The organism is Chromobacterium subtsugae, assembly GCF_001676875.1.
Taxonomy (GTDB): Bacteria; Pseudomonadota; Gammaproteobacteria; order Burkholderiales; family Chromobacteriaceae; genus Chromobacterium; species Chromobacterium subtsugae.
The window spans coordinates 188,445-209,748 of the sequence record NZ_JYKA01000001.1; the positions used below are offsets into that span (position 1 = coordinate 188,445).

At 65.5% G+C, this 21,304-nt stretch carries 20 protein-coding genes; 8 read left to right on the forward strand and 12 right to left on the reverse strand.

The features are described from left to right. Position 1: 1 nt before the first annotated feature. The 8 genes from vioD to MY55_RS00945 form a co-directional block, all read right to left on the reverse strand. Positions 2 to 1,126, reverse strand: coding sequence for a flavin-dependent violacein biosynthesis monooxygenase VioD (gene vioD, locus MY55_RS00910; protein WP_043574609.1), 1,125 nt, complete (start codon positions 1,124 to 1,126; stop codon positions 2 to 4). Then, a complete protein-coding gene (gene vioC, locus MY55_RS00915) occupies positions 1,126 to 2,415 on the reverse strand; it encodes an NADP-dependent violacein biosynthesis oxygenase VioC (RefSeq protein ID WP_043574606.1) in 1,290 nt (429 codons plus the stop codon). Before vioC ends, vioD begins: the two co-directional genes overlap by 1 nt. A 1-nt stretch (position 2,416) precedes the next feature. Next, a complete protein-coding gene (vioB, locus tag MY55_RS00920) occupies positions 2,417 to 5,413 on the reverse strand; it encodes an iminophenyl-pyruvate dimer synthase VioB (protein WP_047237238.1) in 2,997 nt (998 codons plus the stop codon). Positions 5,414 to 5,462: 49 nt separating this feature from the next. Continuing rightward, the gene (gene vioA, locus MY55_RS00925; protein ID WP_047258238.1) at positions 5,463 to 6,722 is read right to left on the reverse strand and encodes a flavin-dependent violacein biosynthesis tryptophan-2 monooxygenase VioA; all 1,260 of its coding nucleotides are present in this window, start codon (positions 6,720 to 6,722) and stop codon (positions 5,463 to 5,465) included. A gap of 269 nt (positions 6,723 to 6,991) precedes the next feature. Further along, on the reverse strand, positions 6,992 to 8,584 hold the full coding sequence (sph, locus tag MY55_RS00930) for a sphingomyelin phosphodiesterase (protein WP_157889250.1): 1,593 nt from the start codon (positions 8,582 to 8,584) through the stop codon (positions 6,992 to 6,994). 531 nt (positions 8,585 to 9,115) lie between these two features. Continuing rightward, positions 9,116 to 9,694 (reverse strand): YceI family protein, encoded by a 579-nt coding sequence (locus tag MY55_RS00935; RefSeq protein WP_047238808.1) that lies wholly within the window; start codon positions 9,692 to 9,694, stop codon positions 9,116 to 9,118. 30 nt (positions 9,695 to 9,724) lie between these two features. Continuing rightward, entirely contained in the window at positions 9,725 to 10,288 is a 564-nt protein-coding gene (locus tag MY55_RS00940) for a YceI family protein (protein WP_043574589.1), read from the reverse strand. Between the two features lie 23 nt (positions 10,289 to 10,311). Then, a complete protein-coding gene (locus tag MY55_RS00945; RefSeq protein ID WP_043574798.1) occupies positions 10,312 to 10,854 on the reverse strand; it encodes a cytochrome b in 543 nt (180 codons plus the stop codon). Between the two features lie 285 nt (positions 10,855 to 11,139). On the opposite strand from MY55_RS00945, the gene MY55_RS00950 reads away from it, so the two are divergent. Continuing rightward, complete coding sequence (locus MY55_RS00950) at positions 11,140 to 11,340, forward strand: hypothetical protein (protein ID WP_047244521.1); 201 nt, start codon at positions 11,140 to 11,142, stop codon at positions 11,338 to 11,340. On the opposite strand, the gene MY55_RS00955 is transcribed toward MY55_RS00950, so the two are convergent. Next, a complete protein-coding gene (locus tag MY55_RS00955) occupies positions 11,313 to 12,068 on the reverse strand; it encodes a class I SAM-dependent methyltransferase (RefSeq protein ID WP_043574584.1) in 756 nt (251 codons plus the stop codon). The two genes, MY55_RS00950 and MY55_RS00955, sit on opposite strands and share 28 nt — an antisense overlap. A gap of 273 nt (positions 12,069 to 12,341) precedes the next feature. Between MY55_RS00955 and MY55_RS00960 the strand changes: the two genes are divergently transcribed. The 4 genes from MY55_RS00960 to MY55_RS00975 all read left to right on the forward strand — a co-directional run bounded on the left by MY55_RS00960 (position 12,342) and on the right by MY55_RS00975 (position 17,511). Beyond that, a complete protein-coding gene (locus tag MY55_RS00960; protein WP_043574582.1) occupies positions 12,342 to 12,650 on the forward strand; it encodes a DUF485 domain-containing protein in 309 nt (102 codons plus the stop codon). Next, positions 12,650 to 14,329, forward strand: a complete 1,680-nt coding sequence (locus MY55_RS00965; protein ID WP_047244522.1) for a cation acetate symporter — start codon at positions 12,650 to 12,652, stop codon at positions 14,327 to 14,329. Before MY55_RS00960 ends, MY55_RS00965 begins: the two co-directional genes overlap by 1 nt. 73 nt (positions 14,330 to 14,402) lie before the next feature. Next, positions 14,403 to 16,367, forward strand: a complete 1,965-nt coding sequence (acs, locus tag MY55_RS00970; RefSeq protein WP_043574578.1) for an acetate--CoA ligase — start codon at positions 14,403 to 14,405, stop codon at positions 16,365 to 16,367. Positions 16,368 to 16,533: 166 nt separating this feature from the next. Continuing rightward, positions 16,534 to 17,511 carry a SphA family protein gene (locus MY55_RS00975; protein WP_080509339.1) on the forward strand — a complete coding sequence of 326 codons (978 nt, stop codon included), beginning with the start codon at positions 16,534 to 16,536 and terminating at the stop codon, positions 17,509 to 17,511. Positions 17,512 to 17,539: 28 nt separating this feature from the next. Here MY55_RS00975 and MY55_RS00980 read toward each other — a convergent pair whose 3' ends face one another. Genes MY55_RS00980 through MY55_RS00990 form a run of 3 tightly spaced genes read right to left on the reverse strand, consistent with a single transcriptional unit; the run spans position 17,540 to position 18,826 of the window. After that, positions 17,540 to 18,100 (reverse strand): DUF4865 family protein, encoded by a 561-nt coding sequence (locus MY55_RS00980; protein ID WP_065201847.1) that lies wholly within the window; start codon positions 18,098 to 18,100, stop codon positions 17,540 to 17,542. Then, positions 18,097 to 18,501, reverse strand: coding sequence for a tautomerase family protein (locus MY55_RS00985; protein WP_065201848.1), 405 nt, complete (start codon positions 18,499 to 18,501; stop codon positions 18,097 to 18,099). The genes MY55_RS00980 and MY55_RS00985 overlap by 4 nt, the downstream gene beginning before the upstream one ends. 10 nt (positions 18,502 to 18,511) lie before the next feature. Next, complete coding sequence (locus tag MY55_RS00990; protein WP_065201849.1) at positions 18,512 to 18,826, reverse strand: carboxymuconolactone decarboxylase family protein; 315 nt, start codon at positions 18,824 to 18,826, stop codon at positions 18,512 to 18,514. A gap of 105 nt (positions 18,827 to 18,931) precedes the next feature. Between MY55_RS00990 and MY55_RS00995 the strand changes: the two genes are divergently transcribed. Genes MY55_RS00995 through nth form a run of 3 tightly spaced genes read left to right on the forward strand, consistent with a single transcriptional unit; the run spans position 18,932 to position 21,256 of the window. After that, a complete protein-coding gene (locus MY55_RS00995; protein ID WP_065201850.1) occupies positions 18,932 to 19,828 on the forward strand; it encodes a LysR substrate-binding domain-containing protein in 897 nt (298 codons plus the stop codon). Positions 19,829 to 19,853: 25 nt separating this feature from the next. Then, the gene (gene rsxB / locus MY55_RS01000) at positions 19,854 to 20,627 is read left to right on the forward strand and encodes an electron transport complex subunit RsxB (protein WP_065201851.1); all 774 of its coding nucleotides are present in this window, start codon (positions 19,854 to 19,856) and stop codon (positions 20,625 to 20,627) included. Continuing rightward, a complete protein-coding gene (nth, locus tag MY55_RS01005) occupies positions 20,624 to 21,256 on the forward strand; it encodes an endonuclease III (RefSeq protein ID WP_043574559.1) in 633 nt (210 codons plus the stop codon). Before rsxB ends, nth begins: the two co-directional genes overlap by 4 nt. Positions 21,257 to 21,304 lie beyond the last annotated feature (48 nt).

The following is a 21,304-nucleotide window of genomic DNA, read 5'->3' on the forward strand; positions in this document are numbered from 1 at the left end:
CTCAGCGATCGAGCGCATAGCCCAGATTGCGCGCCAGGGCCTCCGGCAGCGGCGGCAGCGCCTTGCGGCGGGCATCGAAGCTCTGCATGAACTCGGCATTGCTCAGATGCATGCGGTCGTCCACCGTCTCGAACCAGTCGCGGCTGCTGTTGGCATGCTCGCTGAACAGCTTGACCAACGGCATCGCGCGCGCGTCGAAGCTGGCCAGCGCCGCCGGCACGCTGGCCTCGGCGCACAGCGCCTTCACCAGCAGCTGCGCCGCCACCACCGCCATGGTGGTGCCGTGGCCGATGGAGAAGTGGCCGGACTGCAGCGCGTCGCCGATCAACACCAGCTTGCCGTCGTAGGACTTGTCGTGGCTCAGCGTCATGAAGTTGCGCCAGCCTAGGCCAGGCTGCGCCACCAGGCCGTGGCCGCCCAGCTCGGCGCGGAACACGCCCGCCACATACTCCGCCGACGCCTCGTCCGACATCTCCCCCAGGCGCGCGCGCTCGAAGGTTTCCTCGCTGCACTCCACCACGAAAGTGCTCATCCGGCTGGAGTACTTGTAGGCGTGGGCGATGAAAATATCCTTGCCGTGGGTGCGGAACACCAGGTTCATCTGGTCGAACAACTGGCTGGTGCCGAACCAGATGTATTTGTTGCCGCCGTACTCCAGCTTGGGCGCCAGCGCCTCGGTGAAGTGCGAAGTCTTGTGGTTGACGCCGTTGGCCGCCACGATCAGGTCGTAGTCGTCCAGCGGCAGTTGCTCGCGCGCCAGCAGCGGCGACTCGTAATGGATGGCGATGCCCAGCGACTGGCAGCGCTCGCGCAGCGCCTGCACCAGGCCGCGCCGCTCCACGCCGCACAGCAGCACGCCGGTGCTCATCAGATTGGGCTCGTTATGGTGGATCAGCTTGAAATCCTCCAGGAACTGCGGGTCCAGCCGCTCCGGATGTTCCAGATAGGACAGCGGATTAGCCGGATGCTGGCCGGGCCGGCCAGGCAGCACCACGCCCCAGCCCGCCACTTCCTCGGGGTCGTTCTTTTCCGCGATGCTGATCTGCCAATCGGGCTTCGCCAGCTTCATTTGGCTGGCGAACACCAGGCCTGCCGGACCCGCGCCGATAACCAGGATTTTTTTCATCAGTTGACCCTCCCCAATTTGTACCAGACGTTCTGCTTCTTCTGGATGGTTTGCAATTTGTCGTACGGCTCGGAAGTGAAATACAGCTTCTGCGCCATGTCCGGCGGATACAGCTCGGGAAACTTGCCGTGCATGTAGCGGGTGTAGCGGGCGCGCAGGAAAAAGATGGGGTTGGAGCAGCTGAGCACGTCGTAGTTGGCGCGCGCCATGTCCTGCATCGCGTCGGCCTGCACCTTGCGCTGCGCGGTGAATTCGGCGAAGGCCAGCTCCTGATCATGGCAGTGCTGGTCCAGCAGCGTGACGAAGCTGTGCGCGTCCTCCAGCGCCATGTTCATGCCCTGGCCCAGGAACGGCGCGGTGGCGTGCGCGGCGTCGCCCAGCAGCAGCACATTGCCCTTGTAGTGGAAGGTGCTGGAGCGGACATTGATCAAGTCGTTGCTGGGCTTTACCAGGAATTGTTCCAGCATCTCCTCCCGCACCGCGTCGGACAGGCTGCCGAAATAGCGCTGGAAAAACGCCTTCATCGCCTGGCGGTCCTGGGTGGCCAGGCTGGGCGTGCCCTCATACGGCAGGCAGACGGCGATGCTGACGCTGCCGTCGGGGATGGTGGCCGCGCGGCCGGCGAACAGGCCGCCGGAATCCATGCCGAAGAAGTACAGCAGGTCCTTGCGGTAGCCCAGCGCCTCGGCGTCGGGCAGCACCAGCGTCTTGTAGCCGTGGCGGAAGAAGGTTTGCTGGAATTCGAAACGGCGCATGCCGCTTTGCATCGCCTGGCGCACCGCCGAATGCGCGCCGTCGGCGCCGATGACCATATCGCCTTGCAGGCGCTGCAGCTGGCCGTCCTTGCTCTGGATCAGCACCGACTTGCCTTCCAGATCGACATCCAGGCATTTGTGCTCGAAGTGGTAGCGGACGCCGTTCCGGTTGGCGTGGCGGTTCAGCAGGCGCTGAAAAGCGGCCCTGTTCAGGGATAGCGGCGACAAGCCTTCCAGCGGCTGCAGCTCGCGGATGCGGAACTTGCCACCCACCGAAAACGCCATGCCGACGATGGGTTCGCCGCACTGGTCCAGTTCCGCGCGCGGAATGCCTGCCGCCAGCACCGCCTTGATGCCGCGCACCGTCATGCTGACGCCGATGGCGCGCGAGCTGACCGCGTCGACGTAGGACGACAGATCCTGCAGCGGATCGCCCCGCTTCTCGACCACATGGACCTCGTAGCCCCGTCTTGCCAGGTAAATGGCAGTCAGGCCGCCCGCGAGCCCCCCTCCGACAATAATCGCTTTCTGCATTTCAGGCCTCTCTTGTAAGCTTTCCACAAGCCAAATCCATCAGTTGCCGGCAGTAGAACGCCAGCAACTCCTTCGGCGCGTCCGCCACCCAGCCCGGCTCCAGGCCGGCCGCCTCATCCGCCAGCGCTTGGCAGCGCTTGGCCAGCATCTGGCATCCCAAGCTGTAATCGTCGAATACCTTGCAGTCGGCCGCCGCCGGCACCGGCGGCGCGGCGTTCCGCCCCGGCACGCCGGACGGCAGGTTCATCAGCGCGGTGGACAGCGGCCGCAGCAGGCCGGTCATCAGGTCTATCGCCGCGTTCATCAGCCGCGAGCGCCTGAGGCTGCCCGCCGGCTGCGCCGCGAAATGCTGCGCCATCATCGCGAACATCAATTCATAGCCGCCCTGGTACAGGCGCATCAGCGCGCGGGCCTGCGGCTCGGTCACCAGATTGCAGCCCTCGCGCGGCGCCAGCACCGCGTTCTTCAACGCCGGCAGCGCCGGCTCGAACGGCGCCGGCTGCGCCATCAGCCTGCCGGCCAGGCTGCGCAGGCGCTGGAAATGCGAATGTTCGAAGTGCGGCGAATCCAGCGCGCCGCCCTCGCCCTGTTCGGTGACGAAGCGGATGCCGAACAGCGCGCTGTCGCGGTCGAAGACTTCCAGCTGGTAGCCGGGAAACGCGCGGTTGGTCAGCTCATTGAGGAACAGATGGTGCTCGCCGCCGCGCTTGCCCGCCGCGCCGTCGAACAGGTCGGGCAATTCCTCGAAAGCCTGGCGGATGGACGCGTAGAAGGCGGCGATGGACTTGGCCGGCGAAGGAATGAACGCGGGCCATTCCAGCTTGATGAAGCGGGCCAGCACGTATTCGGAAAACGGCTCGAAGGAAAACTCGGTGTCGAGGCCGAACGCGCGCCGCGCCTCGTCCCCCACCCGCGCCGCGCCGGGGTGGAAGGGCTCGCCCAGCGCCATCAGCAGGTTGTTGACCACCAGGTAGTGGATCATCTCCTCGTGGGCTATCTCCAGGATCGCGCCGCGCAGGCCGCCGTCGCGCCGCCTGTCGCCGCCGCCGCAGGCCAGCTCCAGTTGCTCCTGGCTCCACGCGCCTGATTGCGCCAATTGCTCGCCCTGCGCGTAATTCGGAATGGAATAGGCGGCGTAGACGTACTGCAGCATGATGGACAGCTCGAGATCCACCGCCGTCTTCAGCGCTTCCACCAGCTGGGCGCGGTTCTCGATCCGCGCCGGCGCGCCGCCATCGGGCGCGGCGGACGGCGCCGCGCGCTCGACATTGGCCAGGTATTTCAGAAACAGTCCGGCCTTGGGCCGCGACAGCTCGCGGGTGCTGGGCATGTAGTAGCTTTTGTCGCGGTTTTGCGGATCGCACATCTGCCACATCAGCCGGGCGTAGGTCTCGCACTTGCAGCGGTCGGCCAGGCTGAACACCTTGTCCGACATGAAGGGATAGACCAGCTCGTAATAACTCATCACGTGCCGGTACAGGAAGGCGTAATCGACCTGCTCCGCCGGCACCTCGGCCAGCTGCCAGTCGTCCGGCAGGATGCGCAGGTTGACGCGCTGGACGCCGCCGTCCAGCTCGATGCGCGCGACGCCCGGCTTCAGGCCGGTAATCAGCCATTCCGCGTCGCCGTCGCGTTGCCGCACCTCCACCGCCGCCTGGCCGTCGCCGACCACCTTGAACGGGATGGCCGGGCGCGGCCGGCGCTCGCCGCGGTAATAGCTTCTCACCGTGACGCGTTCGGGAAAGCTCAGGCCGCGCGCCGCGTCGGGCGCCTCCAGGTACAGGTTGTTGGCGTCGGTCTGCGACACCCAGTCCACCTCGTCCCAGCGCGCCAATTCGCTCGACAGCGACAGCGAGCCCTGCGGCGGATTGAGCAGCGGCACGTCGACGATGCCGTGATTACGCCAATAATCCAGGCAGGCCTGCTGCGGAATCCGCGCGACCAGGGCGCCGCCGCGATCCTTCAGCAGCAGGTCGCCCAGCGCCAGCTTGGGGCCGAGCGCGTGCGTCAGCCGGCCCGGCTCGTCGATGCGCGGCGCGCGTGTAGTGAACGGCAGCGCCGCGCACAAATTCAGCGACACCCGGTCATCGCGGATCTGCAGCGTCAGCGGCCCCAGGCCCGCGCCTGCGGGCTGCAGCAGCCGGCCGGCCGGATAGCTGGCCAGCTCGTCGCGCCGCCATACGCCCACCGTGCCGACCATGTCGTAGAACACCGGCGTGTCCGGCTGCCGCGGCGTGGACATGTTGAACAAGGTGTACTGGACAGTCAGTCCCAGCGCGTCGTCGTCTTCCAGCGCCCGCTGCAGCGCCTGCAGCGTCGCCGAGCCGTCATCGCCCAGATTGAACAGGAAATACGGATCGCTCTTGGGCAAGGAAAACTGGAACACCCGCACCCGGCCGAAATCGTCGTCCAGAAAGTGGCCTGAACGCTCGCAGACATGCCCGCCGCCCACCCAGCGCGCGCCGTGGGCCTGGTCGATGTCGGCGGTGAACAGGCTGGGCGCGTGGGCGGCGGCGCCGGGCGGGGAAATGACGAACTGCCCGGCGTAGATCTGCACCGCATCCGGCCGGGTGGGATCATTGTCCACCCAGCGCGCGCGGTTGAACGAGGTGCGCAGGTATTCGTTGTAATGTCCCCACAAGGCCAGCTTCGCACCGATCAGGCTGTCGTCGGCCTCGGCCGCGCCGGCCCTCGGCTCCACCGCGGTCACCACCGCGCCTTCCCAGGAGAAATGGTTGTTGCCGTTGGCGTTGTGGCCCAGCGCCAAGCTGAAGACGCCGTCGTCGGCAGGCTTGCCCTCGCTGTCGAAATGCGGACCCAGTTGCCGCAGATACTGGTGGAACTCGGCCGGCGGGCGCGCCAGGTCCACCGGCTGGCCGCCGGCCGACACCGTATTGCTGGCCATGTCGATATGGCCGTGCGGATCGCGGTTGGCGGTGGGCGCGTTGACGCGGGCGCAACCTCGGAAATGAAAACGCGGAAAGTCGAGAATGCTCATAGGGCTCCAGAAGGAATGGACTGCGACGGCGCGGCGCGAAGCCGCGGGCTCATCCGGCCATGCGCTGCAGCAGCAGCGCGCTGGCCGCCCTGGCGCTGAGCAGTCCGCCCTCCATCCAGCCGCAATGCTCGGTGTAGGCGTCGGAACAGGCGATGATGCCGCTGTCGCGGTTCAGCAAGGCCGGCGGGCGGTCCGCCGCCGCCGCGTCCTGGCAAAACTCGACGCCGTGCGCCCAGTACTTGTGGACATGCTGGCTTGGCTGCGGAATGCTGGCCGCCCCGATGCCCAGCGCCGCGGCCAGATGGACGCGCACCTGTTCCAGATAGCCGTCCTCGCCGTCGGCGACGCAGGCGCGCCAGTAAGCCGCCATTTCGCTGTCGGTATAGAAGAACACGTACTTGTCGCCCTTGAAGTAGACCTTGCGCAGCGGGTTGTCGACGATCAGCACCTGATCTTCCAGCTTGTAGTCGCGCCACCACGGCTCGTCATAAGACAGAAAACCCTTGAACAGCGGCAGCGAGCCATAACGGGAATGGCCCCAGGCCGCCGGGAAGTCCAGGTTGAGCCCGGCCATCGCCGACGGCGGAATGGCCAGGATCAGGTGCCGGGCGTGATGCGTCAGCTGCCAGCCGTCATCCCCCACCAGCGCCAGTCGATAGCCATCCTGGTCGCGCTCCACCGACGCCAGGCGAAAGCCCAGGCTGAACTTGGCGCCGCCCGCCTTGACCTTGTCCTTCATCCGCGCGATCAGGCCGTCGAAGCCATCCACGGCGGAAAACCACTGGTTGGCGTCGTTCTCGGTGAAGCTCTGGATTTCCGGATGCTTGCCGACGATGTCATAGGCCATCTCGGCGGAGATATTGGGCAGGAACAGCGCGTCGTAGCCCATGGACTTGATCATGCCGATCGCGCTGTCCGTGCCCTGGTAGCGGCTGACGAAATTGAGGAAGGATTCCTTGCCATGCTCCTTCAGCCGCGGCGACAGCTCGCGCATCGCGCTTTTCAGCGTTTGCTGGACGCGGTTCTTGAATTTCAGCTGGGTGAAGGGATAGCGTTCGCTGCGCTGGCTGTAGCTTTGCATCACGCTCTGGAACTGCGGGTGCAGTTGCGGCGAGTAGCGGCCGGCCCCCAGCTCTATCGCGGCCTTGCCGTCCAGGTTTTTCGAGCGGATGCGTCCCCCCGCCTCCGTCTGCATGTCGAAAATCCGCAGCGACAGGCCGCGGCAGGCGGGCGATTCCAGCAAATACGTCGCGCAGCTCAAGCCGCTGATTCCGGCGCCGACGATGCAAATATCCGAAGAGTGCTTCATCACGAAATTCCTTGGTTCATTCAATCGACACCCGCCGGCGGCGCGGCCGCCGACGGGTCCAAATCTGAAGGGGAATGGCTCAGCTCTTGCTCTTTGTCTTGCAGAATCGGGAACCGCGCGCCGCTGTGGCTGCCGTTTCCCGGCGGGCGGCAAGCCGCCCGCCATCAGTCATTTTGAATTTTTAATACTAATTAAAAATGCTTTTGGAATTTAAACAACACTAGTCAAGTTGCATCCAATTCACAAGAATATTGTCGGACAGTTCAGCACTACCTGTTCCTAGTGACAGGCTTTCCATTTGAGAAATGCAACACCTCCGGCCGAGCGGCCAACCCCTGGCCGGCGTAAACCAGTTGCGCGCGCCAGTCCAGATATTGTCGCGTCGCGCCGATCCGCACTCGGAAGCGCTCGCCGTCGCCGACGGACGGCTGCCATAGATACAGCTGGTCGGCATGGCTGCCGCCGCTCCAGGCGGTCAGGTAGTAGTCGGCCGCGCGCGCCCAGTCCTTGAACGACACCACGTCGCCATCCTGCAAGCAGCCGTCGGCCCGGCTCTGATTGACCAGGCGCAACTCAGCGGACCGGCTGAGCGGACCCTGGGCGGTGTAATAGGCGTACTGGTTGCCGCCCGCTCCGCCCCACCAGGTCCAGAACCAGCCGGGCTGATCGGCGCGCTCCAGCCGCACGTATTCGCCGGAGCGCACGCAGCCGTTGTCGCGCATCGAGAAATTATTGGACAGGTTGAACTGTGCCTGCGGCCCCGCCTCGGCCGCGCCGGCTTTCAGCCAGCCGTCGTTGCTGCCGGCGCTTTGCACATAACGGCCGCTGGCCAGGTTTTGCAGGCTGACCTGGCGATAGCCGCCGGCCGGCGCGGTCAGCGAGCGGGTCGGCGTCGACGCGTCGGCCCAGGCGAAGGCCTGCACCGGGTAGTGGTCGCTGTAATCGGCGTAGGCGTAGGTTTGCTTCGCCACCGCCGACTGCGCCGTCCACTGCGGCGACGGCGCGTCCAGCGCCAGGTTGTGCCACATCCCCGGCTGGCGGTGGCCTTTGAGCAGCAGGATGTAGTCGATGTATTCCGGCGCGTCGCCGCTGCGCGCGCCGTAGCGCTCCAGCGCGATGCCGTTGCCGCGGGTGTCGAAACTATCCGGCATGCCGGCGTAGCGCGGCTCGCTGGCTTGCAGAATGTCGAGCATCGCCTGGTATTCGGCGCTTTTATGGCGATCGGTGTTCATGTCGCCGGCGATGATCACCGGCTCGTCGGCCGGCAGGCGGCGCGCCTGGACCCAGGCCGCCATTTCGCGCAGCTGGCCCTGGCGCACCGCGATGTCGGCATGATGGGCGCAGCCGCTGTCTTCCGACTGCAGATGAGTGCCCAGCACGTGGTAGAACCGGCCGCCGACATTGATCTTGGCGTAGGCGAAGCCTTTCAATGCCTGCCCGTCCCAGCTGCAGCCCGGCGTCTGGAACAGATACTGCCGCTTCTCGACGATGGGCCAGCGGCTGGCGATGGCCACGCCGCCGTCCTCCGGTTTCAGCGCGTTCCAGCCCTCGGTGCCGTCCCAGCCCAGTTGCGCGCGGCCTATCACCGGCGTCTGATAGGGAAACCGCGGCCGTAGCAGCGCCAGCAGCTTCTCCGAGGCGGCATTGTCCTGCAGCTCCTGGAACACCAGCACATCCTGGCCTTGCAGGATGGGCGCGGCCGCCATCAGCTCGACGCGCCGCAGCTGGCCGTAATTGGGATACAAGGCCTGCGGCAGCAGCATCGCGTTCCAAGTGGTGAGTTTGAGATCGTCGGGATAGGCGGCATGAGCAGCCGCGGACAGGGCCAGAGCCCCGCATGACAGGAAACGCCAGGCTTTCATTTGACATCCTCGCAAGTGGTGGGAAAAGCGGATCAGTCTGGATAGCGCGGTTTTCAATACGGTTAATTTTTTAAAAATTAATACGTCAAAAGCATATTTGCGGAATTGGCCTGGAAATCCGGCCAGGCCATCCCGCCTGGCCATGCGAATCCGGCCGGCGGCGCGCCATACGCTGAGCCATCCACCCTGTCGTTTCGGCCGCTTGCGCGTGGGAAAGGAGCAAACCATGCATGCCGCGATGGTTCTGCAGGGCGGCATGGCGCTATAGGCCGCCTGTCTGGCGGCCGGCGCGCTGGGCTTCATCCCGCTATGGCTGATCGCCTCCGGGATCGATATGTGGCTGGGCGCCAGCCGCGCCGGCGACTCGGCGCGCGAGGAGCTGCCGATCTTCCTGCCGGCGTTCGGCGTGCCGGCGGCCGTCGCCGCCGCGCTGTCGCGGAAACTCCGTTGACGGCCGGAAACCAAAACAGCCCCTGGCCATGACGGACAGGGGCTGCTTGCGCCAACGGGCCGCGCGGGCCGGAGCCAGGCTTATTCGTGGATGGCTTCCACCGCGATGTCGATGGTGACATCGTCGCCGACATAGGGCGCGTACTTGCCGGCATTGAATTCGGTGCGCTTGATCTTGACGCTGGCGTTGGCGCCGATGGCGTCCTTCTTCAGCATCGGATGCTCTTTGTTGGTGAAGCTGGACAGCGCCAGCGTCACCGGCTTGGTCACGCCCTTGATGGTCAGGTTGCCTTCCACCGCGCTCGGCTTGTCGCCGTCGAACAGCACCTTGGTCGACTTGAAGGTGGCGGTCGGGAATTTGGCGGTATCGAAGAAATCGGCGCCCTGGATGTGGCCGTTGAACACCGGGTAGCCGGTGTCCACCGACTTCATGTCGATGGTGACGTCAACCGAACCGGTCTTGGCTTCCTTGTCCAGCACGATCTTGCCGCTGGTCTTGTCGAACCGGCTCAACTGGGTGGAAAAGCCCAGGTGGCTGTAGGAGAAGCGCGGGAAGGTGTGGGTGCCGTCGATGACATAGGTTTCCGGAGCGGCCAGGGCGGCGCTGCTGAAGCCGGCGACGGCGACGGCGGCCAGGGTGAGGCGGGTCAGTTTGTTCATTGCAGGTTTCCTTGTGGGGTGGAACGGCGTTTACTTGGCGCGGGCCAGCAGATGGAACTTGATCTGGATTTCATTGGCGACGGTGCCGAAATCCTTCCAGTCGCCCTCGCCAATGGCGAAATCGGCGCGCTTGATGGCGAAGGCGCCGTCGAAGGCGGCGGCATTGCCTTGCGGCGTCATGACGGCGGTGGTGCTGACAGCCTGGGTCTTGCCCTTGATCGTCAGCTTGCCGTCCACCTGGAAGCGGTTGCCGCCCAAGGGCTTGATGGCGCTGGAAACGAAACGGGCAGTCGGGAATTGCTTGGTGTTGAACCAGTCCTTGTCGGCCACCTGGTCGTTGGCCTCGGCGGAGCCGGTGTCGATGCTGGCGATGTCGACATTGAACGCCGCCTTGGCCGCGGCCGGCTTGGCCGGGTCGAAATTCAGCTGCGCGGAAAATTTCTTGAAATGCCCCTGCATGCCGACGCCCATCTGCTTGTAGCCGAAGGCGATATTGCTCTTGTCCTGCTGGATGGAGGTGAATTCCACGGCATGGGCCGCCAGCGGCGCCGACAAGGCGGCGGCCAGCAGCAGCGCGGTACGGTTGATCTGCATGTTTGCTTTCTCCGGGTAAGGATTCAGGGTTTGACGCGCCAGGGCAGCATGCGCGTCAGCACGTCGTCCCTATCGATCAGATGATGTTTGAGCGCGGCGGCGACATGGCCGGCCACCACCGCGGCCAACAGGTAGTTCAGCACGGTATGCAGTCCAGCCAGCGAATCGCCCAGCGCCTTGTCCGGCGCGATCAGGTCCGGCAGCGGCAGCACGCCGAAGTAGACGGTCTGCACGCCCTTGGCCGAGCTCATCAGCCAGCCGGACAGCGGAATGGCGATCATCAGCAGGTACAGCATCGCGTGGCCGGCGTGGGCCATCGCCCGCACCGCGCCGCCCATGGCGGCCGGCAATGCCGGCGGGCGATGGGCGAAGCGCCAGGCCAGCCGCAGCCACACCAGCAGGAACAGCGTGACGCCGGACCATTTATGCCAGGAATAGATTTTCAGCTTGAACGGCGAAAACGGCAGTCCATGCATGTAGAAGCCGACGCTGAACAGACAGACCAGGCCGATGGCCATCAGCCAGTGCAGGAAGATGGCGGGAGAGGTGTAACGCGCTTGTGACATGAACGGCCTCGTGACGAATTCTGCGAATGCCCGGCGCAACGGCCACCGGATGACAGCCACTGTAAGCGGTTTTCATTGCGTGAAATAGTCCGCTTGAACGAATTGATTATTTCCGATTGATAAACAATGGCCGGAAAAAATTTCTGCCTGGCCAATAAAACATGGCCAAAACAATGCCAAATAAATATCACCAGCGAAGCATAAAACAAATTGACCATATAACCGCCACGCCGGTTCCATCCGCTGCTAAGCTGGGCGCAACAGTGACTTTCGCCTCGCCCCGCCATGCCTCAAGACGCCAGCAAGCCGCGCAACGCGCCGCTGTGCCTGGGTTGCCAGCACTACTTCATCACTTACCGGCCGGGCTTCCCCTACGGTTGCCGGGCGATGGGCTTCGCCAGCAAGCGCGCGCCCTGCGTGGACGTGCAGGAAGCGTCCGGCCAGCCCTGCATCCGCTTTCAGCCCAAGGCCGGCAAGCCTGGCTGAGCATGGCCAAGCCGCATGATGATCTCGCGGCTGTCCGCGCGCCACTCGCCGCCTTGCCAGTCGCCTGCCACCCCGATGACGCGCAAGCCGGCCGCCTCGAGTTCGGCCGTCAGGGTCGGGGCATCACAAAACCGCAATTCGGCATCCACGCTCCGCTCCCGCCCCTGATCCAGAAAACGATAATGGCTGCGATAAGCCACCAAGCCATCGCGCTCGGACAGCAGGCGATGGCTCAATTCCACCGCGCCATGACGCAGATGCACCGCCCGGCGCGGCGCCTGCCCTTCCCACTGCAGCCAGGCGAGGGCGTGCGGATTGCGGGTCTCGAACGCGAACACGCCGTCCGGCGCCAGATGGCGCTTGACGTTGCGCCATAGCGCGCGCCGATCGTCGACGCTCAGAAAAACCTGAACGGCGTGGCCGGCGCAGCAGATGAACTCGAAGCGCTCCGCCAGCTGGAAACGCCGCGCATCGGCCTGCAGCCAGCGCACTTTGCGCGCACCGGGACGCGTCCGCGCCACCGCCAGCATCGCCGCGGCCGGGTCCAGCGCCGTCACCTCGGCGTGGCGCGCCATCGCCGCCGCCAGCAAACCGGTGCCGCACCCCAGATCCAGCACCCGGCCGCCGCGCGGCGTCAGACCCAGGTAGTAATCGTTGTCCTCGCCCCAGCCGTTGAGCAGGTCGTACACCTCCGCCAACGCCTGCTCTTCGTACAAGCCGTTTGTCATTGCCGTCCCGCCTTCCTCGCCAGCCGCCTATGATGGCGTCACGCCGCGCGGCTGTCATGCCGGCGGAATCCCGGCCGAGCACGCCGCCATGCCCGGCCTCAGATTTCGAGTAAAAATTCCAATGCATCATGTTGATTTCAATACAGTTTCAAGTTCAATCATCGGCATGACAAATTCGCCACATCAGAAAATACGATTAGATTCCCCCGTCTGTTGTCTCGTATGTTTTCTGCAGCGCCCCGCCAGGCGCCACACCTACAAAAGGAGGATGTCATGAATGAGGAGACACTGAAGAAGATTCAGTCCAATCCCAAATACCTGGAACTGGTCCACAAGAAGACCAGCCTGGGCTGGACCCTGGCCATCGTCATGCTGGCCATCTATTACGGCTACATTCTGATCCTGGCCTTCGACCCCGCTTTGCTGGGCAGGCCGCTGTACGCAGGCGCCACCATGACGGTGGGCATCCCGGTGGGCGTTTGCATCATCCTGTCCGCCTTCGTCCTGACCGGCGTCTACGTGCGCCGCGCCAACCGCGAGTTCGACCCGCTGACCCGGCAGATCGTCGAGGAGTCCAGATAATGCAGCCACGCAAACTAACCCTGGCAGCCGGCGCGGCCATGCTGGCGCCGGCCCTGAGCTGGGCGGCCGGCGCGATAGAAGGCGACGTCAAGCAGCAAGCCACCAACTGGCACGCCATCATCATGTTTTTCGTGTTCGTCGCCTTCACGCTGGGCGTCACCTACTGGGCGGCGCGCCGCACCAAGTCCGCCAGCGACTTCTACGCCGCCGGCGGCGGCATCACCGGCTTCCAGAACGGCCTGGCGATCGCCGGCGACTACATGTCCGCCGCGTCCTTCCTGGGCATTTCGGCGCTGGTGTTCGACAAGGGCTACGACGGCCTGATCTACTCGATGGGCTTCCTGGTGGGCTGGCCCATCATCCTGTTCCTGGTGGCCGAGCGGCTGCGCAACCTCGGCAAGTACACCTTCGCCGACGTGGCGTCGTACCGGCTGCGGCAAGGGCCGGTGCGCAGCTTCGCCGCGCTATCCACGCTGGTGGTGGTGGCGATGTACCTGATCGCACAGATGGTGGGCGCCGGCAAGCTGATCCAGCTGTTGTTCGGCATGAGCTACGGCTCGGCGGTGCTGCTGGTGGGCGTGCTGATGGTCTGTTACGTGCTGTTCGGCGGCATGCTGGCCACCACCTGGGTGCAAATCATCAAGGCGGTGCTGCTGCTGGCGGGCGCCACCTTCATGGCGCTGATGGTGCTGGCCACCGTCGGCTTCAATCCCGAAGTGCTGTTCGAGAAAGCCGTGGCCGCCCATGGCAAGGGCATCGCCATCATGTCGCCGGGCAAGGCCGACCCGATCGACTCCATCTCGCTGGGCCTGGCGCTGATGTTCGGCACCGCCGGCCTGCCCCACATCCTGATGCGCTTCTTCACCGTCGCCGACGCCAAGGAAGCCCGCAAGTCGGTGTTCTACGCCACCGGCTTCATCGGCTACTTCTACATCCTCACCTTCATCATCGGCTTCGGCGCCATCATGCTGGTGCTGAACCAGCCGGGGATGATGGAAACGGTGATGAAGGACGGCAAGGAAGTGCACCAGCTGGTGGGCGGCAGCAATATGGCCGCCATCCACCTGGCCGACGCGGTGGGCGGCAACATCTTCCTCGGCTTCATCTCGGCGGTGGCCTTCGCCACCATCCTGGCGGTGGTGTCCGGCCTGGCCCTTTCCGGCGCCAGCGCGGTGTCGCACGACCTGTACGCCAGCGTGTTCAAGCACGGCAAGGCCAACGAGGCCGACGAGATCCGCGTCTCCAAAATCACCACCGTGGTGCTGGGCGTGGTGGCCATCGTGCTGGGCCTGGTATTCGAGAAGCAGAACATCGCCTTCATGGTGGGCCTCGCCTTCTCCATCGCCGCCTCCGCCAACTTCCCGGTGCTGTTCCTGTCGATGTTCTGGAAAGGGCTGACCACCCGCGGCGCGGTCATCGGCGGCCTGGTGGGCCTGGTCACCGCCATCGCATTGATCGTGCTGGGGCCCGCGGTATGGGTGGAAGTGCTGAAGCACGAGCATGCCGTGTTCCCGTATAAGAACCCCGCCATCTTCTCGATGACGCTGGCCTTCGTCGTCACCTGGCTGGTGTCGCTGCTGGACAGCTCGCAGCAAGCCGCCGAAGAAAAAGCCAAGTTCGACGCCCAGTACGTGCGGGCGATGACCGGCATCGGAGCCAGTGGCGCCAGCAAGCATTAAATGTCATCATCATTGACATGCCGCGCGTCCGATGACGACGCGCGGCGATAACACAAAGACTCTGGAGAAACGCATGTCCACGCTAGATTCCATTCTCAAGGAAACCCGCAGCTTCGCCCCGTCGGAAGACTTCCGCCGCAAGGCCCAGATCAGCGGCATGGAGGCCTACAACGCGCTGTGCGAACAGGCGGATGATCACTACCTTTCGTTCTGGGGGGATCTGGCGCGCGAACTGATCACCTGGAAAAAACCGTTCTCCCGAGTGCTGGACGACAGCGCGGCCCCGTTCTTCAAGTGGTTCGACGACGGCGTGCTCAACGTGTCCTACAACTGCCTGGACCGCCACCTGGCCACCGACGCCAACAAGATCGCCATCATCTTCGAAGCCGACGACGGCGAAGTCACCCGCGTCACCTACGCCGAATTGCACCGCCGCGTCTGCCAGTTCGCCAATGGCCTGAAGAGCCTGGGCGTGAAGAAGGGCGACCGCGTGGTGGTGTACATGCCGATGGGCATAGAAGCGGTGGTGACCATGCAGGCCTGCGCCCGCATCGGCGCCATCCACTCGGTGGTGTTCGGCGGCTTCTCCGCCGGCGCGGTGCGCGACCGCATCCAGGATGCCGGCGCCAGCGTGGTGGTCACCGCCAACGAAGGCCTGCGCGGCGGCAAGAGCGTGGCGCTGAAGGCCACCGTCGACGAGGCGCTGAAGCTGGAAGGCGCCGAGTCGGTGAAACACGTGGTGGTGTACCAGCGCACCAATGGCGGCGCCGACTGGACCGACGGCCGCGACGTGTGGTGGCACAAACTGACCGAAGGCCAGAGCGAGGCCTGCGAGCCGGAATGGATGAACGCCGAAGACCCGCTGTTCATCCTGTATACCTCCGGCTCCACCGGCAAGCCCAAGGGCATCCAGCACAGCAGCGCCGGCTATCTCTTGGGCGCGATCAACAGCTTCCGCTGGGTATTCGACTACAAGCCCAACGACGTCTTCTGGTGCACCGCCGACGTCGGCTGGATCACCGGCCACAGCTATGTCTGCTACGGCCCGCTGGGCAACGGCGCGACCCAGGTGATCTTCGAGGGCGTACCCACCTACCCGGACGCCGGCCGCTTCTGGCGGATGATAGAAAAGCACAAGGTTTCCATTTTCTACACCGCGCCGACCGCGATCCGCTCGCTGATCAAGCTGGGCGCCGACCTGCCCAAGCAGTTCGACCTGTCGTCGTTGCGGGTGCTGGGTACCGTCGGCGAGCCTATCAATCCGGAAGCCTGGATCTGGTATTACGAAACCGTCGGCGGCAGCCGCTGCCCCATCGTCGACACTTGGTGGCAGACCGAAACCGGCTCAGCGATGATCGCGCCGCTGCCGGGCGCGGTGCCGACCAAGCCCGGCTCATGCACGCTGCCGCTGCCCGGCGTGATCGCCGACATCGTCGATGAGTCCGGCGCGCAGGTGGAGCCCGGCCGCGGCGGCTTCCTGGTGATCAAGCGCCCCTTCCCCAGCCTGGTGCGCACCATCTGGAACGACCCCGCCCGCTTCAAGAAAACCTATTTCCCGGACGAGTTCAACGGCCAGTACTACCTGGCCGGAGACTCCGCCAATCGCGATGAAAACGGCTATTTCTGGATCATGGGCCGCATCGACGACGTGCTGAACGTGTCCGGCCACCGCCTGGGCACCATGGAGATCGAATCGGCGCTGGTGTCCAACCCGCTGGTGGCCGAAGCCGCGGTGGTCGGCAAGCCGCATGACGTCAAGGGCGAAGCGGTGGTGGCCTTCGTGGTGCTGAAGGGCGCGCGGCCGGAGGGCGATGCCGCCAAAGCGGTGGCCGCCGAACTGAAGAACTGGGTAGCGCATGAGATCGGCAAGATCGCCCAGCCGGACGACATCCGCTTCGGCGAAAACCTGCCCAAGACCCGCTCCGGCAAGATCATGCGCCGCCTGCTGCGTTCCATCGCCAAGGGAGAGGAAATTACCCAGGACGTGTCGACGCTGGAAAACCCGCAAATCCTGGGCCAGTTGCAGCAAGCCCTGTGATTTCCCGCCGCCAGCCGGGGCCGCCAGGCCCCGGTTTTCTTTTGCCCGCGGCATGCCGCCGCTTGTCGCTATTATCCGCAACCAGACTGTGCGAAACTCGAACGGCATCAATTTGCGGCGCCCGCGCGGCCCGCATGGCGAATATGACCACCCGAGAGTTACCATAATGAAAACAACACCGGCCACCCCGCCGCTGGCGAAACTTCCCCTGATGAACGCCTGCCTCGCCGCCGCCTGCCTGCTGGCCGCCGCGCACGCCCGCGCCGACGAAGGCGGCATGAGCTACTGGCAACCCGGGCAGATCGGCACCTTCGCCGCCGTGCAGAACGACCCCGGACTGTCATGGTCGTTCAGCGCCTACCACGCCGAGGCCGACACCTCGAAAACCCGCAAAAGCCTGCGCGGCCGCACCACCAGCACGCTGCTGAGCACCCCGAGCGACCTGCTGTTCGTCTCCCCCACCTACACCTTCGCCACCCCGGTCGCCGGCGCGCAGGCGGCGGTATCGCTGACCGGGCTCTACGGCCGCACCGAGGTGTACACCGAGGCCGACACCACCACCGCCCGCGGCAAGCCCCGCAGCCAAAGCAGCGACGACGCCCGCGACGGCTTCGGCGACCTCTACCCGATGGCGACGCTGAAGTGGAATCGCGGCAACCACAACTACCTGGCTTATGCCGCGCTGGGCGTGCCCGTCGGCACCTACAACGTCGACCGGGATGCCAACCTGGGCAGCAACCACTGGTCGTACGACGCCGGCGGCGGCTACACCTATCTGAACACCCAAACCGGCACCGAGTTTTCCGCCGTGCTGGGACTGACCCTCAACCAGACCAATCCCGACACCCAGTACCGCAACGGCAACGACGCCCACCTCGACGTCTCGCTGTCGCAGTTCCTGAACGAAGACTTCCATATCGGGCTGGTCGGCTACGCCTACCACCAGCTAAGCAACGACACCGCCCCCGGCATAGGCAGGAAAGACCTGAAATCCCGCGTCGCCGGCCTGGGCCCGCAGCTGGGCTACTTCTTCCCGGTGGGCAAGAAAAAGTGGTACGCCAATCTGAAGGCCTACGACGAGTTCGACGCCAAGAACCGCACCGCCGGCTGGAACGCCTGGCTGACGCTGTTCGTGCCGATCTGACCCGCCCCCGGATCGGACGCCCGCGCCATCACGCCGCGCCCGGCGACACGCGTCCCACGCGGTAATGTTCGCGCCCCGGCGCCTGTGCGGCGGGCGCTTCGCGCAGCAGCGCGATGCGGGTGAGCGTCCACGCCGCGGGATCGAAAGCGCTGGCCGCCGCCAGCGCGCCGCCATCCAGCAACTGCGTCCGTCCCCAGCCATCCTCCGCCGCGCGCCGGGCGGCCAAATCCTCGCCCTCGGCCAAAGCCAGCCGCTCTATCACCGCGTGGCGCGCCGCCGCCGCATTGTCCTGCCACCCGCCGAACCATGCCACCGCGCTTTGCACCACCGGCCGGCCGAACGATGCGCACAGCGCGGCGAAGCCCGGGCCGGACAGGAAGTCGCGCATGCCTTCCGTCGTTCGCCACAGATAGAACGGCGCATAGGCGTTCGCCGCTGCCCCGTCCTCTCCCGCGCGGCAATACAGATAAGCCTTGAGGCCCAGCCCCGGCAGGCCGTCGGTCAAGTGGCCGCGCTCGGCGATGCGGCGCTCGATGATCTCCATCGGATAATCGGCCGGCAGCGCGATCCGGTAGCGCATCGCCATCATGGCCGCAACTCCTCGGCGCTCAGCGTCGAGGCCTGGCGGCCATGGCTGAACGACCAGTTATCCATCTCGCCGTCGATCAGCACCACCATCAGGTCGGCGGGCGCCAGGCCAGGCGACACGCTCAAGCGCTCAGCCATGCTGGCGTAGAGCGCCGCCTTGGCTTCTTTGGTCCGCGGTCGCCCCAGATGCAGCGTCACCAGCACGAAATCGTCGGAGCGCGGGCCGCCGCCGTAATCCGGATCGATGATCGTCTCTTCGGCCTCGTGCTGATGGATCAGCTGGAAACGGTCCTTGGGCGGCACGGCGATGCATTCCACCATCGCTTGATGGATGCCGTCGGCCAGCGCGCGCAGATACTGCGGCGGCTTGCCTTTGCGCAGGGAAATGCGGGCATAGGGCATGGTGTTCTCCTTATTTGGTTTGCGAGGTCAAAACCGCGTCCAGTTGCTCAAGCGCGGCGGTGGCGGATGGCCAGCCTGCGTAAAAGGCCAGATGGGTCAGCAATTCGCCCATCGACTCGCCGCTCAGGCCGTTCTCCAAACCGCGGCGCAAGTGAAAGTCCAGCGCATGCGGCCGGGCCTGGCCGATCAGGGCGGCAATGGTGGCCAGGCTGCGTTCGCGCGGGCTCAAGCTCGGCCGCCGCCAGACATCGTCGAACAACACTTGGCTGGTCAACTCCGCCAGCTTTGGGGCCAGCCTGGGCATGGCATCTGCGTGGGTAAACATTTCTGACTCCTTGGGTTGGGATGGCCATTGCACTGTAAACCCGTCACATCATCCTTAAAATCAGATATATTTTTACAGATAGTTCCAAATTTCAGGATGGTTATCATGAGACGAACTTTATTGGATCTGGACGTGCTGGCCAGCCTGGCCAGCGGCGTGGAGCTGGGCAGCTTCGCCCGCGCGGCCGACAGGCTGGGCCGTTCCACCTCAGCCGTCAGCGCCCAGATGAAAAAGCTGGAGGAGCAGGCCGGCGTGGCCATTCTGCGCAAGAGCGGCCGCGGCCTGGAGCTGACGCCAGCCGGCGAGGTACTGCTGTCCTACGCCCGCCGGCTGCTGGAGCTGAACGACGAGGCGGTGGAGGCGACGCGCGGCGCCTCATTGGCCGGCTGCGTGCGCCTGGGCCTCGCCGAGGATTTCGGCGAAGGCGTGCTGCCGCTGGCGCTGGGACGTTTCGCCCGCGCCTGCCCCGAGGTGCGGGTGGAAATGCGGGTGGCCCGCAGCCAGGAATTGCAACAATCGGTGATGGCCGGGGAGCTGGATCTGGCGCTGGCCTGGGATTCCGGCCCGCGCGCGCCGCACAGCGCGGCTATCGGCCGCTACCCCGTGCACTGGATAGGCTCGGCCAGCGGTCCGCTTCCTCCCGATCCGCTGCCGCTGGCGCTGTTTGACCCGCCCTGCGTCATCCGCGCCCAGGCCTGCGGCGCGCTGGACCGCGCCGGCCGCCCCTGGCGCATGGCCGCTAGCGGCAGCAGCCTGGCAGGGCTATGGTCGGCGGTGCGCGCCGGGCTGGGCATCAGCGCCCGCACCGCCGTTCAACTGCCGCCCGGCCTGCGGATTCTGGACCCGGCCCAGCACCGCCTGCCGCCGCTGCCCGCCATCGACCTGCTGCTGTGCCGCGCCGAAGCCCGGCCCGCCGCGCCGGCGCAGCGGCTGCACGACATCCTGCTGGCGCAATTGACCGTTCCGGGTGTTGAAGCGGAAGCGCTTAACATCGATAATTAACGGTTTTTGAAGCGGAATTCCAAGCATGCCCGTGATCAGCCTCGTCGAACGGATCGACGCCCTCCTGCCCCAGACCCAGTGCGGTCAGTGCGGCCATGCCGGCTGCCGTCCGTACGCCGAGGCGCTGGCGACGGGCCAAGACCCGCTCAACCGCTGCCCGCCGGGCGGCGAGGACGGCATCCAGGCGCTGGCGGCATTGCTGGGCAAGCCGGCCATTCCTTTCGACCCTGCTGGCCCGCAGCCGAAGCCGCGCGCGCTGGCGGTGATCCGCGAAGACAGCTGCATAGGCTGCACGCTGTGCATCCAGGCCTGTCCGGTGGATGCCATCGTCGGCGCGGCCAAGCAGATGCACACGGTGATCGCCGATGAATGCACCGGTTGCGAGCTGTGCCTGGCGCCCTGTCCGGTGGACTGCATCGACATGATCCCGGTGGCGGACCCGGCCGACGGCGAGCGCGCGCAAGTGATGGCGCGCGCCGGCCAGGCGCGCCTGCGCTACGAACGGCGCCAGGCCCGCCAGGCGCGCGATCAGGCCGACAAAGCCCGCCGCCTGGCCGAGCGCGCCGCCGTGGCGGCCCCGGCCGGCCCCTCCCCCGCGCCGGCCGCCGCTCAGCCCGCCGGCGCAGCCGCCGACAAGAACGAGCTGATACGCCGCGCGATGGAACGGGCGCAGCAACAGGCGGCCAGCGCGCCGCCGGCGACCGCCGCCAACGACAAGATGGCGCTGATCCGCGCCGCCATGGAGCGCGCCGCCGCGATGCGCGCCGCGCAAGACCCCGCCGATAAGGACAAGAAGTGAACGCCGCCAAACGCAAAGAGATTTTCCAGCGCCTGCGCGACGCCAATCCGCACCCGGCCACCGAACTGGAATACAGCTCGCCGTTCGAACTGCTGATTTCGGTGCTGCTGTCTGCCCAGGCCACCGATGTCGGCGTCAACAAGGCGACGCGCCGGCTGTATCCGGTAGCCAACACCCCGGCGGCGATACTGGCGCTGGGCGAAGAAAGCCTGGCCGACTTCATCAAGACCATAGGCCTATACAAGACCAAGGCCAAGAACGTGATCGCCACCTGCCGGCTGTTGCTGGAAAAGCATGGCGGCGAGGTGCCGCAAACGCGCGAAGCGCTGGAGGCGCTGCCCGGCGTCGGCCGCAAAACCGCCAACGTGGTGCTCAACACCGCCTTCGGCCATCCCACCATCGCGGTGGACACCCATATCTTCCGCGTCGCCAACCGCACCCGGCTGGCGCCGGGCAAGGATGTGCGCGAGGTGGAGGACAAGCTGGAAAAGTTCGTGCCCGCCGAATTCAAGGTGGACGCCCACCATTGGCTGATCCTGCACGGCCGCTATGTCTGCAAGGCGCGCAAGCCGGAATGCGAACGCTGCATCATCGCCGACCTCTGCGAATATCCGGCAAAACCGTTATGATAAAAATGGAGCGGAAACTCAAGGCCGATGACAACAAACGCATTGAAA